This window comes from Burkholderia cepacia (assembly GCF_029962485.1).
Classification (GTDB): Bacteria; Pseudomonadota; Gammaproteobacteria; order Burkholderiales; family Burkholderiaceae; genus Burkholderia.
In genome coordinates this window covers 1,346,363-1,362,304 of sequence record NZ_CP073638.1, presented here as the reverse complement: position 1 = coordinate 1,362,304, position 15,942 = coordinate 1,346,363, and the positions used below count along the sequence as shown (strand labels likewise).

General features: G+C 66.3%; 17 protein-coding genes. 13 read left to right on the top strand and 4 right to left on the bottom strand.

Translation table 11 applies throughout. From position 1 onward, the window contains the following. Positions 1 to 4 precede the first annotated feature (4 nt). The 5 genes from sdhD to gltA all read left to right on the top strand — a co-directional run bounded on the left by sdhD (position 5) and on the right by gltA (position 4,528). Positions 5 to 373 (top strand): succinate dehydrogenase, hydrophobic membrane anchor protein, encoded by a 369-nt coding sequence (sdhD, locus tag KEC55_RS22425; RefSeq protein ID WP_174911332.1) that lies wholly within the window; start codon positions 5 to 7, stop codon positions 371 to 373. A gap of 3 nt (positions 374 to 376) precedes the next feature. After that, a complete protein-coding gene (gene sdhA, locus KEC55_RS22420; RefSeq protein WP_176045941.1) occupies positions 377 to 2,152 on the top strand; it encodes a succinate dehydrogenase flavoprotein subunit in 1,776 nt (591 codons plus the stop codon). 21 nt (positions 2,153 to 2,173) lie between these two features. After that, positions 2,174 to 2,875 carry a succinate dehydrogenase iron-sulfur subunit gene (locus tag KEC55_RS22415; protein WP_006479352.1) on the top strand — a complete coding sequence of 234 codons (702 nt, stop codon included), beginning with the start codon at positions 2,174 to 2,176 and terminating at the stop codon, positions 2,873 to 2,875. Positions 2,876 to 2,887: 12 nt separating this feature from the next. Then, a complete protein-coding gene (locus KEC55_RS22410; RefSeq protein ID WP_282510908.1) occupies positions 2,888 to 3,160 on the top strand; it encodes a succinate dehydrogenase assembly factor 2 in 273 nt (90 codons plus the stop codon). Positions 3,161 to 3,226: 66 nt separating this feature from the next. Further along, on the top strand, positions 3,227 to 4,528 hold the full coding sequence (gene gltA, locus KEC55_RS22405) for a citrate synthase (RefSeq protein WP_176045940.1): 1,302 nt from the start codon (positions 3,227 to 3,229) through the stop codon (positions 4,526 to 4,528). Between the two features lie 91 nt (positions 4,529 to 4,619). Here the strand turns inward: gltA and KEC55_RS22400 are convergent, their stop codons facing one another. Further along, positions 4,620 to 5,585, bottom strand: coding sequence for an AraC family transcriptional regulator (locus KEC55_RS22400; RefSeq protein WP_282510904.1), 966 nt, complete (start codon positions 5,583 to 5,585; stop codon positions 4,620 to 4,622). Positions 5,586 to 5,657: 72 nt separating this feature from the next. Between KEC55_RS22400 and KEC55_RS22395 the strand changes: the two genes are divergently transcribed. The 5 genes from KEC55_RS22395 to KEC55_RS22375 all read left to right on the top strand — a co-directional run bounded on the left by KEC55_RS22395 (position 5,658) and on the right by KEC55_RS22375 (position 10,574). Beyond that, a complete protein-coding gene (locus tag KEC55_RS22395; protein ID WP_282510903.1) occupies positions 5,658 to 6,047 on the top strand; it encodes a VOC family protein in 390 nt (129 codons plus the stop codon). A gap of 110 nt (positions 6,048 to 6,157) precedes the next feature. Next, the gene (locus KEC55_RS22390) at positions 6,158 to 7,408 is read left to right on the top strand and encodes a DUF1479 domain-containing protein (protein WP_282510902.1); all 1,251 of its coding nucleotides are present in this window, start codon (positions 6,158 to 6,160) and stop codon (positions 7,406 to 7,408) included. A 209-nt stretch (positions 7,409 to 7,617) separates the two neighbouring features. After that, a complete protein-coding gene (locus KEC55_RS22385; protein ID WP_282510899.1) occupies positions 7,618 to 8,376 on the top strand; it encodes a dimethylarginine dimethylaminohydrolase family protein in 759 nt (252 codons plus the stop codon). A 98-nt stretch (positions 8,377 to 8,474) separates the two neighbouring features. After that, positions 8,475 to 8,939, top strand: coding sequence for an Lrp/AsnC family transcriptional regulator (locus KEC55_RS22380; protein WP_021158710.1), 465 nt, complete (start codon positions 8,475 to 8,477; stop codon positions 8,937 to 8,939). Positions 8,940 to 9,041: 102 nt separating this feature from the next. Further along, positions 9,042 to 10,574 (top strand): amino acid permease, encoded by a 1,533-nt coding sequence (locus tag KEC55_RS22375; RefSeq protein ID WP_282510897.1) that lies wholly within the window; start codon positions 9,042 to 9,044, stop codon positions 10,572 to 10,574. Between the two features lie 82 nt (positions 10,575 to 10,656). On the opposite strand, the gene KEC55_RS22370 is transcribed toward KEC55_RS22375, so the two are convergent. Next, positions 10,657 to 11,571 (bottom strand): LysR family transcriptional regulator, encoded by a 915-nt coding sequence (locus KEC55_RS22370; protein WP_282510895.1) that lies wholly within the window; start codon positions 11,569 to 11,571, stop codon positions 10,657 to 10,659. A 186-nt stretch (positions 11,572 to 11,757) separates the two neighbouring features. On the opposite strand from KEC55_RS22370, the gene KEC55_RS22365 reads away from it, so the two are divergent. Together KEC55_RS22365 and KEC55_RS22360 are read left to right on the top strand one after the other, a co-directional pair. Next, positions 11,758 to 13,143, top strand: a complete 1,386-nt coding sequence (locus KEC55_RS22365; protein WP_282510894.1) for an MFS transporter — start codon at positions 11,758 to 11,760, stop codon at positions 13,141 to 13,143. Positions 13,144 to 13,158: 15 nt separating this feature from the next. Then, positions 13,159 to 13,563: a DUF4440 domain-containing protein gene (locus KEC55_RS22360; RefSeq protein WP_282510892.1), complete on the top strand. Its 405-nt coding sequence runs from the start codon at positions 13,159 to 13,161 to the stop codon at positions 13,561 to 13,563. A gap of 15 nt (positions 13,564 to 13,578) precedes the next feature. Here KEC55_RS22360 and KEC55_RS22355 read toward each other — a convergent pair whose 3' ends face one another. Together KEC55_RS22355 and KEC55_RS22350 are read right to left on the bottom strand one after the other, a co-directional pair. Next, positions 13,579 to 14,304 (bottom strand): glutathione S-transferase, encoded by a 726-nt coding sequence (locus KEC55_RS22355; RefSeq protein WP_282510890.1) that lies wholly within the window; start codon positions 14,302 to 14,304, stop codon positions 13,579 to 13,581. Positions 14,305 to 14,425: 121 nt separating this feature from the next. Further along, positions 14,426 to 14,746, bottom strand: a complete 321-nt coding sequence (locus tag KEC55_RS22350; RefSeq protein WP_282510888.1) for a cupin domain-containing protein — start codon at positions 14,744 to 14,746, stop codon at positions 14,426 to 14,428. A gap of 365 nt (positions 14,747 to 15,111) precedes the next feature. Here KEC55_RS22350 and KEC55_RS22345 point away from each other — a divergent pair, with 365 nt between their 5' ends. Continuing rightward, positions 15,112 to 15,933 (top strand): hypothetical protein, encoded by an 822-nt coding sequence (locus KEC55_RS22345; RefSeq protein ID WP_282510886.1) that lies wholly within the window; start codon positions 15,112 to 15,114, stop codon positions 15,931 to 15,933. Positions 15,934 to 15,942: the final 9 nt, after the last annotated feature.

Here is a 15,942-nt window from a genome sequence, read left to right as displayed (position 1 = left end):
GAAAATGGCAGCCAATAACCGAATCGGCTCGAAGCGCCTCGTCGTCGGCGCTCATTACGGCCTGCGCGACTGGCTTGCGCAGCGCATCACCGCCACGATCATGGCAGTCTACACGGTCATCCTGCTCGCCCTGTTCTTCGGCGCGCACGATTTCTCGTACGAAGGCTGGGCATCGATCTTCGCCGCGCAATGGATGAAGCTCGCAACCTTCGTGATGCTGCTTTCCCTCTTCTACCACGCATGGGTCGGCGTGCGCGACATCTGGATGGACTACGTGAAGCCCGTCGGTGTGCGCCTGCTGCTGCAATCGCTGACCATCGTCTGGCTGCTCGCATGTGCGGGCTACGCCGCGCAGATTCTCTGGAGAGTGTAAAGAATGGCTGCAATCAAATCCAACCTCCCGCGCCGCAAGTTCGACGTGGTGATCGTCGGCGCGGGCGGCTCCGGCTTGCGCGCGGCGCTGCAACTGTCGCGCGCGGGCCTGTCGGTCGGCGTGCTGTCGAAGGTGTTCCCGACGCGTTCGCACACGGTGGCCGCGCAGGGCGGTATCGGTGCGTCGCTCGGCAACATGAGCGAAGACAACTGGCACTTCCACTTCTACGACACGATCAAGGGCTCCGACTGGCTCGGCGACCAGGACGCGATCGAATTCATGTGCCGTGAAGCGCCGAACGTCGTGTACGAACTCGAGCACTTCGGCATGCCGTTCGACCGTAACGCGGACGGCACGATCTACCAGCGTCCGTTCGGCGGCCACACCGCGAACTACGGCGAGAAGCCGGTCCAGCGCGCTTGCGCGGCCGCCGACCGTACCGGTCACGCGCTGCTGCACACGCTGTACCAGCAGAACGTCGAAGCGAAGACGCAGTTCTTCGTCGAATGGATGGCGCTCGACCTGATCCGCGATGCGGAAGGCGACGTGCTCGGCGTGACGGCCCTCGAGATGGAGACGGGCGACGTCTACATCATGGAAGGCAAGACGACGCTGTTCGCGACGGGCGGCGCAGGCCGGATCTTCGCGGCATCGACCAACGCGTTCATCAACACCGGCGACGGCCTCGGCATGGCTGCACGCTCGGGCATCGCGCTGCAGGACATGGAGTTCTGGCAGTTCCACCCGACCGGCGTGGCCGGCGCGGGCGTGCTGATCACCGAAGGCGTGCGCGGCGAAGGCGGTATCCTGCGCAACGCGAACGGCGAGCGTTTCATGGAGCGCTACGCGCCGACGCTGAAGGATCTGGCGCCGCGTGACTTCGTGTCGCGTTCGATGGACCAGGAAATCAAGGAAGGTCGCGGCGTCGGTCCGAACAAGGATCACGTGCTGCTCGACCTGTCGCACATCGGCGCCGAGACGATCATGAAGCGTCTGCCGTCGATCCGCGAAATCGCGCTGAAGTTCGCGAACGTCGACGCGATCAAGGAACCGATCCCGGTCGTCCCGACGATCCACTACCAGATGGGCGGCATCCCGACCAACATCCATGGTCAGGTCGTCGGCACGTCGCGCGATCACAAGGAGCCGGTCAACGGTTTCTACGCAGTGGGCGAATGCTCGTGCGTGTCCGTGCACGGCGCGAACCGTCTGGGCACGAACTCGCTGCTGGACCTCGTGGTGTTCGGCCGTGCGGCCGGCAACCACATCGTCGAGCACGTGAAGAACCAGAAGGAACACAAGCCGCTGCCGGCCGACGCAGGCGAATACTCGCTGGCGCGCCTGGCGAAGCTCGACAAGTCGACCTCGGGCGAATACACGCAGGACGTCGCGAACGACATCCGCGCGACGATGCAGAAGCACGCAGGCGTGTTCCGCACGTCGGCACTGCTGAAGGAAGGCGTCGACCAGATGGCCGGCCTGGCAGCGCGCGTGGAAAACATCCACCTGAAGGACAAGTCGAAGGTGTTCAACACCGCGCGCGTCGAAGCGCTCGAGCTGGAGAACCTGATCGAAGTGGCTCGCGCCACGATGGTGTCGGCGGAAGCACGCAAGGAAAGCCGTGGCGCGCACGCTCACAGCGACTACGAACACCGTGACGACGAGAACTGGCTGCGCCACACGCTGTGGTACAGCGAGGGCGATCGCCTCGACTACAAGCCGGTTCAAATGAAGCCGCTGACGGTCGAATCCGTGCCGCCGAAGCCGCGCACGTTCTAAGCCGAGTCAAAGGAATCCGAAATGGCAAAACGCATTTTTGAAGTCTACCGCTACGATCCGGACAAGGACGCAGCGCCGCGCATGCAGACGTACGAGCTCGAGATCCAGCATGAACGCATGCTGCTCGACGCACTGGTGAAGCTGAAGGCACTGGACGAGACGCTGTCGTTCCGCCGTTCGTGCCGTGAAGGCGTGTGCGGTTCGGACGCGATGAACATCAACGGCAAGAACGGTCTCGCGTGCCTGACGAACCTGAACGACCTGCCGCAGAAGATCGTGCTGCGTCCGCTGCCGGGCCTGCCCGTCGTGCGCGACCTGATCGTCGACATGACGCACTTCTTCAACCAGTACCACTCGATCAAGCCGTACCTGATCAACGACGCGCCGCCGCCGGAGAAGGAACGCCTCCAGTCGCCGGAAGAGCGCGACGAGCTCGACGGCGTGTACGAGTGCATTCTGTGCGCGAGCTGCTCGACGTCGTGCCCGAGCTTCTGGTGGAACCCGGACAAGTTTGTCGGCCCGGCCGGCCTGCTGCAGGCTTACCGCTTCATCGCGGACAGCCGCGACACGGCCACCGGCGAGCGTCTCGACAACCTGGAAGACCCGTACCGTCTGTTCCGTTGCCACACGATCATGAACTGCGTCGACGTTTGCCCGAAGGGCCTGAACCCGACGAAGGCGATCGGCAAGATCAAGGAACTGATGGTCCGCCGCGCGGTTTAAGGCCGGGTTGCAATGAGCGACGATTCGCATCAATCCGACCCGCACCGCCGCGCGCGCCTTCGCTGGCGCGCGCGGCGGGGTCTGCTGGAAAACGACATCATCTTCGAGCGTTTCTTCAGCAGATACGAGCATGACCTCACCGATGCAGACGTAGGCGCGTTGTCGCGCCTGCTCGATCTGAGCGACAACGACCTGATGGACTTGCTCCTCGCGCGCAAGGAACCAGAAGGCGACCTAGGCAGCCCGGACATTCACCGGCTGTTGGAGATGCTGCGCAACGTGTAACGCCGATGTGTGACACGTTGTGCCCGTTATCGAATCCCGTTTCTTTATTTCGATTGAGGATGTGCCATGACTCCGTCTGATGTTAAAGCCACGCTATCGTTCAGCGACAACTCGCCGAGCGTCGAACTGCCGATTTACAAGGGCACGATGGGCCCGGACGTAATCGACATCCGCAAGCTGTACGGCCAGACCGGCAAGTTCACGTACGACCCGGGCTTCATGTCGACGGCAGCTTGTAATTCGGCGATCACGTACATCGACGGCGACAAGGGCGAGCTGCTGTACCGCGGCTACCCGATCGACAACCTCGCGCAAAACGCGGACTTCCTCGAAAGCTGCTACCTGCTGCTGAAGGGCGAGCTGCCGAACGAAGCGCAGAAGAAGGAATTCGTCGACACCGTCACGAAGCACACGATGGTGCACGAGCAGATGCACTTCTTCTTCCGTGGCTTCCGCCGCGACGCGCACCCGATGGCGATCCTGGTCGCCGCAGTCGGCGCGCTGTCCGCGTTCTACCACGACTCGCTCGACATCAACGATCCGCGTCACCGTGAAGTGTCGGCGATCCGCATGATCGCGAAGCTGCCGACGCTCGTCGCGATGGCGTACAAGTACAGCATCGGCCAGCCGTTCGTGTATCCGAAGAACTCGCTGTCGTACAGCGCGAACTTCATGCACATGATGTTCTCGAACCCGTGCGAAGAGTACAAGGTCAACGACGTGCTCGTCCGCGCACTCGACCGCATCCTGATCCTGCACGCCGACCACGAGCAGAACGCATCGACGTCGACGGTCCGCCTGGCCGGCTCGTCGGGCGCGAACCCGTTCGCATGTATCGCGGCCGGTATCGCGTGTCTGTGGGGCCCGGCGCACGGCGGTGCGAACGAAGCCGCGCTGAACATGCTCGAGCAGATCGGTTCGCCGGACAACATCCCCGAATTCATCAAGCAGGTGAAGGACAAGAATTCGGGCGTGAAGCTGATGGGCTTCGGCCACCGCGTGTACAAGAACTACGATCCGCGTGCGAAGCTGATGCGCGAAACGTGCTACGAAGTGCTGAACGAACTGGGCCTGCACGACGACCCGCTGTTCAAGCTCGCGATGCAGCTCGAGAAGATCGCGCTGGAAGACGAATACTTCGTGTCGCGCAAGCTGTACCCGAACGTCGACTTCTACTCGGGCATCGTCCAGCGCGCGCTGGGCATCCCGACGTCGATGTTCACGTGTATCTTCGCGATGGCACGTACGGTCGGCTGGATTGCACAGTGGAACGAAATGATCGGCGATCCGGAGCAGAAGATCGGCCGTCCGCGTCAGCTGTTCATCGGCGATACGCCGCGCGAAGCGAAGCCGATCAGCGCACGTTAAGTCGTGTGCCGCGCGAACGGCCGGCAGGCCGGTCGCGTCGGGCAAAACGCAACGCCAAGACACCCCGACGGGTCCGCCCGTCGGGGTGTTTTCATTGGGGCGCCGGATCGGTGCGGCGCTCCAGCGACGGCGGGCGTGTGTCGAGTGCCGGCGCTTCATTGTCGGGCGCGTGGCCGTGCCGCAGAAAGAACTGCCGGTATGCGCTGGGCGTCATCCCGCGCGCGGCGAGGAACTGGCGGTTGAAGTTCGCGGTATTCGGAATGCCGCAGCGCGCGGCCACCGTTGCGATCGGCCAGTCGGTGCCGACGAGATGACGGCACGCGTGCGCAAGCCGCAGCCGCTGCACGTAGCGGCCGACGCTTTCGCCGAGATGCCGGACGAACAGGCGCTGCAGCGTGCGTTCGGACAGGTGCGCGGCAGCGGCGAGCGCGTCGATGCGCAGCGGTTCGTGAAAGTGCCGGTCGATCGCGTCGAGCACGCGGTCGAGGCGTTCGGCTTCGGGCGCGGCTGTGTCGACGGCCGGTGCGGTGCCGTCGGGCCGGTCGTACGCATGCGCGGTGGCGAGCGGCTCGCCACCGGCCTGCGCGAGATCGGCGAGCGTGTCGAGCGTGGCCGCGAGCCGCGTGCGCGGCGACGGATCGAGCAGCTGCGGCAGTCGGGCGCGCATCGCACGGGCGGCTTCCACGTCGAAACGCAGGCCCGGTGCCGCGCGTCGCAGCAGCGAGCGCAGCGGCGCGTATTCGGGGCAGCAATCTGCCAGCCGCCGTACCCAGTCGCCGTCGAACCAGACGACGAGTGCGACTTCGGGCGCCTCGCGCTCGATTCGCGCGTTCGACGACCACGTATGCGGCAGGTTGGGCGGCACGAGCACGAGGTCATCGTCCGCGTAGCGCGAGACGTGATCGCCGATGAAGCGCTGGCCGCAACTGTTGAGCGTCAGCGTCAGTTCGTACTCGGGATGGCGATGCCACTCGAACGGGATGCGCGCGAGCTGGCGGTGATACACGCGGATCGAACAGCCGGGCGCGAACGTCACGTGCTCGTACTGCGGTTTCATCGCGGCCTCCCGGTGAGGGCGGGCACCGCGCCGTGGCATGATCGAGAGCATTCGTCACGACGGAGCGATGCGATGTTTTCACATGTCTGCGTGGGCGTCAGCGACACCGCACGTGCCTACGATTTTTACGCGCCGCTGTTCGCGGAACTCGGGCTGCGCCTGAAATTCCGCGAGCCGGACGGCTGGTCGGGCTGGATGCCGGCCGACACGGATCGGCCGCTGTTCTTCTTCGGCCAGCCGCTCGACGGCCGCGCGCCCCAACCGGGCAATGGCCACACGATCGCGTTCGCTGCGCCGACCCGCGCGCATGTCGATCGCTGCCACGCGCTCGCACTGCGGCATGGCGGCACCTGCGAAGGGCCGCCGGGCCTGCGGCCGGACTATCACCGCGACTACTACGGCGCCTATTTTCGCGATCCGGACGGCAACAAGCTCTGCGTGGTCTGTCATCGCCCGGAGTAACATGCATTTGTCAGGATTGTATCGATAGTTGGCCGGATAGGGGTGATGGCGGTCGCGTGCCGGCCGTACGCTGGTAGCACATCACGACACGCTTCAGCGAGGAGTCCCCGATGCAACTGACGATTGACGATCTGCCGGCCGCGATCCGCGCGGCGAAACGAGCGCTGCGCGCCGACCTGCCCGGTTATGCGGCGTCGTTCCGCGAGCTGGAGGGCGACATCGCGCGGCAGGTCGATGCGATCCGCCGTGCGCACGCACACGGCGATGACGTGATTCCGGTCGTGCCGTTCGCGGATATCGCGGGCGGAGCCGTCGATCCCCGCGCGATTGCCGCGATCCGTACGCATGGCGCGGTCGTGATTCGCGGCGTGTTCGATGCACGGCAGGCGAGCGACTGGAACGACGAGATAGGCGCGTATCTGGACACGAACCGCTTCGCCGACCGGTTGAATGCGCGTGCAGAAGACCGCTATTTCGGCAATCTCGCATCGGGCAAGCCGCAGATTTACGGCGTCTACTGGTCGAAGCCGCAGGTGGCCGCGCGCCAGTCGCCGGCGCTGACGCAGGCGCGCGTGTTCCTCAACTGCCTGTGGCGGCATGCGGATGCCGCAAGCATGCATTTCGATCCCGACCAGGTGCCGGCCTATGCGGACCGGATTCGCCGCCGGCCGCCCGGTTCGTCGTCGCTCGGGCTGTCGCCGCACGTGGACGGCGGCTCCGTCGAGCGCTGGCTCGGCGCGAACTTCCGGCAGGTCTACCGTCACGTGCTGGCCGGGCGCTGGCGCGACTACAATCCGTTCGATGCCGCGTTCCGTCCCGACGTGGAGGAGATTCCGTCGCCGGCCGTCTGCTCGATGTTCCGCACGTTCCAGGGCTGGACCGCGCTGACGCCTCAAGGGCCCGGCGACGGCACGCTGCAATTGATCCCGGTCGCGAACGCGATGGCCTACGTCGTGCTGCGCGCGCTGCAGGACGATGTCGCCGACGACGATCTGTGCGGCGCGCGTCCGGGCCGTGCGCTGTCGATCCGGCCCGAATGGCATGCGCTGCTGCTCGACGCGCTGGTGCCGATCCCGCACATGGAGCCCGGCGACGCGGTGTTCTGGCACGGCGACGTCGTGCACGCGGTCGAGGATGCACACCGCGGCAGCGGCGACAGCAACGTGATGTACATCGCCGCGGCACCGGGCTGCGCGAAGAACGACGCGTACCTGCAGCGCCAGCGGTCCGCGTTCCTGCGCGGCGAAAGCCCGCCCGATTTCCCGGCCGACCATTTCGAGGTCGAATTCGGCGGGCGCGGCGGGGAGGGCGATCTGACGGCGCTGGGCCGCGCGCAGATGGGGTTCGGGCCCGGCGCGTAACGGCCGCGCCGCGTGCGCAGGCGGCCGTTCGCGATGCGGCGAACCACCGTTTGCCGAATCCGCTGCGTGCCGCGCGCAATTCGACGCAATCGGCTGTCAGCGGAGTCGAAATCGACACGAATTGCGCAATTTGGCTTCCGATAATGGTCCGGACACAACGCCGCCGGCCCTTGCGCCGCAAGGGTGCGGCGCAGATCATGGAGGAGTCGATGCAATTCACGCAAGCGATCGTTCGCCGTCCCGCGCCGTCCTGCGGCGCGGGCCTGACCACCGCCGAACTCGGCGCGCCCGATTACGACAAGACGCTCACCCAGTTCTATGCTTACTGCGACGCGCTGCGCACGCTCGGCGTCGAGCTGACCGAACTGCCGCCGCTGGACGCGTTCCCCGATTCGCACTTCGTCGAGGACACCGCGGTCGTGACGCCGGAATTCGCGGTGATCACGCGACCGGGCGCACCCGCGCGGCGTGGCGAGACGGTGCATATCGAAGCGGCGCTCGCCGCACATCGCGACCTGCTGCCGATGCAGGACGGCCGTCTCGACGGCGGTGACGTGATGCAGGTCGGCAAGCGCTTCTTCATCGGCCTGACGGGCCGCACCGATGCCGAAGGCATTGCCGCGTTCGAATCGCTGGTGTCGCGCTACGGCTACTCGGTCGTCGCGGTGCCGGTCGGCGCCGGCCTGCACCTGAAGTCGGTCGTCAACGCGCTCGGCGACGACACGCTGCTCGTGACCGAAGCGCTGGCCGCGCATCCGGCGTTCGCCGACTATCGCCGGATCGCGATCTCGGCCGCCGACGAGTACGCGGGCAATACGCTGCGCGTGAACGGCACGCTGATCACGCCGGCCGGCTATCCGCGCGTCCATGACGCGATCGCATCGCTCGGCATGCCGCTGCACGTGATCGACACCAGCGAGTTCCGCAAGATGGACGGCGGCCTGACCTGCCTGTCGCTGCGGTTCTAGCCGATTGGCGCGCGGCCGCTTCGGCCGGATAATGTGGCCCCCGCGCGGACAAGGCGACGTTCCGCGCACCAGCCACGATCCGACCGGAGCGAACGCGGATGACCGACAAGAAGATGCAGCTCGACAAGATCGATCTCCGGATCCTCGATATCCTGCGTACCGACGGGCGGATTTCCTACCGGAAGCTGTCCGAGCTCGTGAACCTCACGCCGCGGCCCTGCCAGGCGCGCGTGGAGCGGCTCGAGGCGCTCGGCGTGATCGAAGGCTACCGGGCGGTGATCAAGGCGCCGCGCGCGACCAAGCCGATCGTCGTGATCGCGCAGATCGTGCTGGCCGACCACGGGCGTTCGCAGGCGCCGTTCGAGGACGAAATGCGCGCGAATCCAGCCGTGCTCGATTGCTGGCTCGTCAGCGGCACGTTCGATTTTCTCGTGCGGCTCGCGTGCGAGGATCTCGACGAGTACCGGCGGATCGCGAACGTGTGGCTGGAAAGCCCGCGGTTCCGGATCGAGAAGATCGTGACCACGGCCGAACTGCAGGCGATCAAGCGCAGCGTCGTGTGATGCGGCCGGCCGGGCAGGGCCGGTTTCGAGGCGAATGACCAGGCTGGTCGATTTGGAATCCGAATCAAATCGGCTGACCCGAATCCAATCAGGGTGAACACTATGGATGCTATGCAAGCGGCAGTGGAGACGGCCGCGCCGTCCGGGACGACGCTCAAGCGCCGTCTGCAGGGCCGTCACATCGCGATGATCGCGATCGGCGGATCGATCGGCACGGGGCTGTTCGTCGCGTCGGGCGCGTCGGTCGCACAGGCGGGGCCGGGCGGGGCGATCGCCGCGTATATCGCGATCGGGCTGATGGTGTACTTCGTCGTCACGGGCCTCGGCGAGATGGCCGCATTGATGCCGGTATCGGGTTCGTTTGCGACCTACGGCGAGAAGTACGTCGACGAAGGTTTCGGCGTCGCGCTTGGCTGGACCTACTGGTACAGCTGGGCCGTGACGATCGCGATCGAGCTGGTCGCCGCGCAGATCGTGATGCGCTACTGGTTTCCGACCGTGCCCGGCATCTGGTGGGGCGCGGGCTTCCTCGTGCTGATCTTCCTGCTCAATACGCTGTCGGTGCGCGGCTTCGGCGAATCGGAGTACTGGTTCTCGCTGATCAAGGTCGTCACCGTGGTCGCGTTCATCGCGGCCGGGCTGTTGATCGCCGCGGGCCTGATCGGCACCGGGCATCCGGTCGGCTTGCGCAACTTCACGACGGGCGATGCGCCGTTCGTCGGCGGCATGCACGCGATGATGAGCGTCGCGCTGATCGCGGGCTTCTCGTTTCTCGGCACCGAGCTGGTCGGAATCACGGCCGGTGAATCGGAGAATCCGCGCAAGACGATCCCGCGCGCGGTGAAGCAGATCTTCTGGCGGATCATGCTGTTCTACGTGTTCGCGATCTTCGTGATCGGCCTGCTCGTGCCGTACACCGACCCGAACCTGCTGAAGAGCGACGTGACCGACATCGGCGTGAGCCCGTTCACGCTGGTGTTCAGCCATGCGGGCTTCCCGCTCGCCGCCGGTGCGATGAATCTGGTGATCCTGACGGCCGTGCTGTCGGCCGGCAATTCCGGCACCTATGCGGCGACGCGGATGTTGTACAACCTGGCAGCGGAAGGGCGCGCGCCGGCAATGTTCGCGACGCTGTCGCCGGGCGGCGTGCCGCGCAACGCGCTGTATGCGACGATGGCCGTTGGCGGGCTGTGCTTCCTCACGTCGCTGACCAACAACCAGAGCATCTATCTGTGGCTGCTGAATACGGTCGGCATCACGGGCTTCATTGCGTGGCTCGGCATCGCGGTGTGCCATTACCGGTTCCGCAAGGGCTTCCTGAAGCAGGGCTACCGGCTCGACCAGTTGCCGTACCGCGCGAAATGGTTTCCGTTCGGGCCGCTGTTCGCGATCGCGATCTGCATCGTGATCTCGCTCGGGCAGGATTACCAGGCGTTCTTCGCGGCGCGCATCGACTGGATGGAAGTGCTGTCGATCTACGTGTGGATTCCGCTGTTCGTCGCGATCTGGTGGGCGTACCGCCGTGCGCGCAAGAGCCGGCTCGTGCGCTACGAGGAGATGGACATCGGGCCGTGGCTGACGCGTTCGGTCGAGGCCATCGATGCGACGGCCTCGCAGCACGGGCACCCGCACTGAAAGCGCGGCAACCGAAGCCGGTCGTGTCGTACGGCCGGCTTTGCCGTGGCGGCCCGCGCGCGGCGACGCGCGCAAACCGCGCTCAGTGCACGAGCTGCAATTGCTCCTTCATGAAGTCGACCCACGCGCGCACTTTCTGCGGCACGTGCCGCGTCGCGACGTACAGCGCGTAGACGTTCTGCTGCGGAAACCGGAAGGCGGGCAGCGCATCGACCAGGGCGCCGCTGTCGAGATCGTCGCGCACGAGCCATTCGGGCAGCAGCGCAACGCCGCTGCCCTGGCGCGCGAGTTCACTCAATACCGATGCATTGTCGACGACGACGCGAGGCTTCGTGGCCGGTCGAAACGCATGTTGGTTGCCCGCGCGATCGGTGAGCGTCCATTCGGCGATCCGCTCGAGCCGGCTGTGGCCGAGTTGCGGCAGGCGGGCGAGGTCGCCGGGCGATACCGGTTGCGGGAGCCCGGCCCTCGCCGGCAGGTCGGGCGCCATCACGGCAAGCACGTCGTAGGTAGCAAGGCAGGCGCCGCGATAGGGCAGGTCGCGAAAGTGCTCGTGGCGTCCGAGCCGGATCGCGACGTCGAAGCGGTCGCGCACGAGATCGGCCTGCGACGTATGCGTTTCGAGCCGCACGCGTAACGCGGGATGCCGCGCGGTGAACGCATGCAGCATCGGTGCGAGGACGCGCGCCGCATACTCAACCGTCGACGTCACGCGCAGGATGCCTTGCATCCCGCCATGCTCGCCGCGCACCTCGTCGATCGCACCTTCGGCTTCTTCGAGCACCCGCAGGCAGCGCTGGTAGAAACGCTCGCCTGCGTCGGTCAGCTCGACACGCCGGGTCGTCCGCGTGAGCAGCGTGACGCCGAGCTCGGCTTCGAGCTGCTTCACGTTGAAGCTGACGGCCGCCCGCGCCTGGTTCAGCGCGGTTGCGGCGGCCGTGAACGAACCGGCTTCGACCACGGCACGGAATACAGCGAAACGATCGAGGCTCACCATGGTTGGGGCGTGGGTCCTGTCTATGCGTTGGATTGCTCGAAGGGTACCCGAATGTGCCTCCGGGTGCGGCGTCGTCGCGGCGCGATCCGATTGTCAAAAAATTTCGACGGGACCCGTCGAATCCGGCCGCTTACCGACGTACGCGCCGGCTTCTACACTGCGGCGTTTCGTGATGTTCCCGCCGCCATGCCAGACCGTTCCAGAATCGCCGCCGTCTACCTGCTCGGCTTCGCGATCGACCTCGCGAACATGTTCATGCTGAACGCCGCGTATCCGGCGCTGCAGCGCGAACTGCACGCGTCGGTCGCGCAGCTTGCGTGGGTCGGCAACATGTATGTGCTCGGCCTGACCGTCGTGATTCCGTTCGGCACGTGGCTCGCGCGCCGCTGCGGAGAGCGGCGCGTGTTCGCCGCATCGTTGCTGCTGTTCGGGTTCGGCAGTGCCGGCGTCGGCGCGTCGCCGTCGATCGAGGCGCTGCTCGCGTGGCGGCTGGTCCAGGGGCTTGGCGGCGGGCTGCTGATTCCGGTCGGGCAGACGATGGCCTATCGCGCATATCCGCCGCAGGCACGGGCGCGGCTCACGTCGATCGTGATGATGGTCGCGCTGCTCGTGCCGGCACTGTCGCCTGCGATCGGCGGGGCAATCGTCGATCGCGGGTCGTGGCGCGGGATCTTCTTCGCGATGTTGCCGATCGCGGCCGCGACCTGCGCGCTCGCGTTCGCCTGGTTGCCGCGCGACGGCGTGCGCGACCGGCCGCCGCGACTCGACTGGCCGGGGCTCGGCCTGAGTGCGGCCACGCTCGTCGCGCTGCTGCTCGGGCTGACCGCGGCGGGGCAGCCCGGCGGCGCGGGTTTCCCGCTCGCGATGCTGGCCGTCGCGGCCGCGGCAGGCGCCGGCTATGCGGCGCATGCGCGTCGTGCCAGGTCGCCCGTCGTCGACCTGCGCCTGCTCGCACAACCGTTGCTGCGGACCGGCGTGGTGGTCTATCTGTGCGTGCCGGGCATCTTTACGGGCGTCAACCTCGTCGCGTCGCTCTACCTGCAGAACGCGCTCGGATTGAGCGCTGCGCATGCCGGCGCGCTGATGCTGCCGTGGGCGATCGCGGCGTTCTTCGCGATCGCGACCACGCGCCGCTGCTTCGCACGCCACGGCGCGAAGCCGTTGTTCGCATACGGCATCGCGATCGATTGCGTCGGCATCGCACTGCTCGCGACGCCGTGGGCCGGCGTTGAAGCCGTGCGCATCGCGGCATTCGCGGCGATGGGGTTCGGCGCGAGCCTGTGCACGAGCACGTCGCAAAGCGCGGCGTTCGTCGACGTGCCCGCCGACCGGATGGGCGACGCGAGCGCGCTGTGGAACATCAACCGCCAGTTGAGCTTTTGCGTCGGCGTGGCCGTTCTTGGCAGCGCACTCAATGCGTTGCTGGCACTCGACGCGGGCGGCCCGTCGCTCGCGCCGTACCGCTGGTGCTTCGGGCTGGCGGTCCTGCTGACCTTGCTGCCGCTCTGCCTGATCGCACGGCTTCCCGCGCATCATGCGCCGCTCGCGCAACCCGTTTCATCCCACTCGTGAGAACCTGAGAGCCTTATGAATTTGCCGAATCCGTATTTCAAGGAAGTCGTCGATACCGTTGCCGACATCGCGTGCTGGTTGTCCGGCCGTGCCGGCCCCGAGCGGCTCGCGACGCTGATGGCGCGTTTCTCGCCGGGATTTTCGATGATCACGATGTCGGGCACGGTGCTCGATTACGCGGGCGTCGATGCGCTGTTTTCACACGGTCACGGCGCGCGTCCCGGGCTGGTGATCGATATCGACGAGTTGCGCGCGCATGCCGTCTGGGCCGATGGCGCGACGATCGGCTATCGCGAGGCGCAGACCGACGCGCAAGGGCGGCGCACGATGCGGCGCTCGACGGTCGTGTTCCGGCGCGAGGCGGATGGCTTGATCGTGTGGCGCCATCTGCATGAGACTGCGGTCGCCGCGCAAGCGTGATCGGTCACCGCACCGCTAGGTGTCCAGCTCCGGATAGTGGCGGAAAATCCCCATGTCGTTGAACGGGATGCGGCGCGCCGACACGAGATAGCGCGCGACGGGTGGGTGCTGCGCGACGCGATCATGCAGCGCGACGAGCGCCGCGACTTTCCGCTCCGCGCGCTTCATCGCCTTCGGAAACGCATAGCGCAGGCCTTCGATCAGCTGGAACATCGACAGGTCCGCGTAGCTGAGCGCGGTGCCCGCGAGATAGCCGCTGTCGTGCGGATTCTGTCCGAGCACGCGATCGAAGTAGCCGAGGAATTTCGGCAGCCGGTTCTCGAGGAAATCGGCTGCACGCTCGGCGGCTTCCGCCTTCTGGTCCTCGTAATACAGGCCGCTGGCGATCGGGTGATGCGTGTCGTGGATCTCGGTGACAAAATCGGCGACGGTCAGCTGGAGCTGGTGCACCCACAGCCGGCCGGCTTCGTCGTCGGGTGCGAGCCCGAGCCGCGCGCCGAGAAACAGCAGGATGTTCGCCGTCTGCCCGACGACCACTTCGCCCGCCTTCAGGAACGGCGGCGCGAACGGCACGCATTCGGCCTTCGTGCTGTCCATCATGCGCATCATCGCCGGCACGCCCATCCCGCGCCCCGATTCGCGCGCGACATCGACATAGTCGGCTTCGGCTGCCTCGAGCGCGAGCCGCACGTACTCGCCGCGGCCCTGAATCTCGGGCCAGTAATAGAGTTCATATCGCATGCTGTCTTCCTGTTCGTTGAACCGGATGCCGTCGGCATCGTGACGACCGGGCGGCCGCGCGCCGCCCGTTGCGAATAGACAGTCTAGGCGATCGCGGGAGAAGCGCCGCGCGCATCATGGGTCACGCGCGCTCGCCGCCTTCCGGGCCGTAGAAGAACACCCAGGTCGAGAAATCGTCGGAGAAGCCGACGAAGCGGTGCGCCGCGAATGCGGGGACGAACAGCGTGTCGCCGGCCGCGACGTCGCATTCGCGCCCGTCGACGACGAAGCGCGACGTGCCGGTGGCAATCACGTAAATCTCGTCCCGCGTGTGCGGTGTTTGCATGTCCTCGACGCGCGGACGGTACAGCTCGACGTCGAGCGAGCCGTGGCGAAACAATGTCGTGAACAGCGTGCCTTCGTCGTCGAGGCGCGCGAGCGATTCGTTCAGGCCGAGCTTCATCGTGGTGGGCTCCGGGTCCGGATCGTGGGGACGTGTATTGCGCCATCGTAGCGCGGGTGTCGATATGTCGAAACCCCGTACCGGTCGCGAGCGCGCCACCGGCGAAACAAACGGGCGATTCGCTCACCGCATGTGAAACAAGATCGCCCGCCGGTGAAACGGCGCGGCAATCGAACGGATTCGACCAGTGTTTTCACCGCAATTTAACCAACGCCGCCTAGGATCGCGCTTCGTCGATCGGTGGCGCGCCGCGATTCCGGTTCACGCGAACTCGCCCGATTGCCTTTCCCCTTGAACCTGCGAATGCCATTGACCCTGCCTGTCGTCAGGCGCGGTCGTCGTTCGCATCATTGCGTATCGTGCCCATGAGTCAGCATTCCCCGGCTTCGTCCCGAAGAAAATTCCTTGCCGCCGCGCCAGCCGTCGCGGCGTCGTCACTGCTGAGCGCATGCGGTGGCGACGACGTCACGTCGGCGCCGATCACCGACAGCGCGCTCGCCGCGCAGATGTCCGCGAAGCTGAACGCGCAGCTCGGCGATGCGGCGGTCGTCAACGCGATCGTCCCGGCGATGACCGACGTCGGCTTCACGTGGGACCTGCCGACGGTGCCGGCCGCGCAGATCGGCGCGATCGTCGCGTACAGCTTCGGCAATCGTCCGAACGCGGCGAGTGGCAACACGTCGAGCACCGGCGGCAACCAGTCGGCGCTGCCCGATCCGGGGCCCGTGAACGAAGCGCTCGCGGACGCCGTGTACCGCATCCGTCAACTGAAGCCCGTCAAGGTCTATGCACAGTGGGAAATCGCGCGTTTCCTCGTGTCGAAATACGGAATGGGCGCCGACGTGCTGTCGTCGGTCGAACCGGTGATCGCGACCGACGGTTCGATCGTGTACCTGAGCACCGCAGGCGTCGCGGCTGTGGCCGTGTCGCGGGCGGGCGGAGCGGCGGCGATGGGCACCGTCGCGGTGGTTGGCCACCGCGATCACGCGAAGCGCTGTATCCAGACGTCGCAGCAGGCGGGCATGAAGGCGGCTGCCGTCGCCGAGGTAGCGCTGCCGACGACGTACGACCCGCAGTCGGGCCAGCCGTGGACGCGCAACCGCAGCCTCTACCTCGTGCACGACATGTATGCGCAGATGCTGACGCGCGCGGTGACCGCGACGATGCAGGCGTTCCCGAAGGGCTGATGCCTTCCG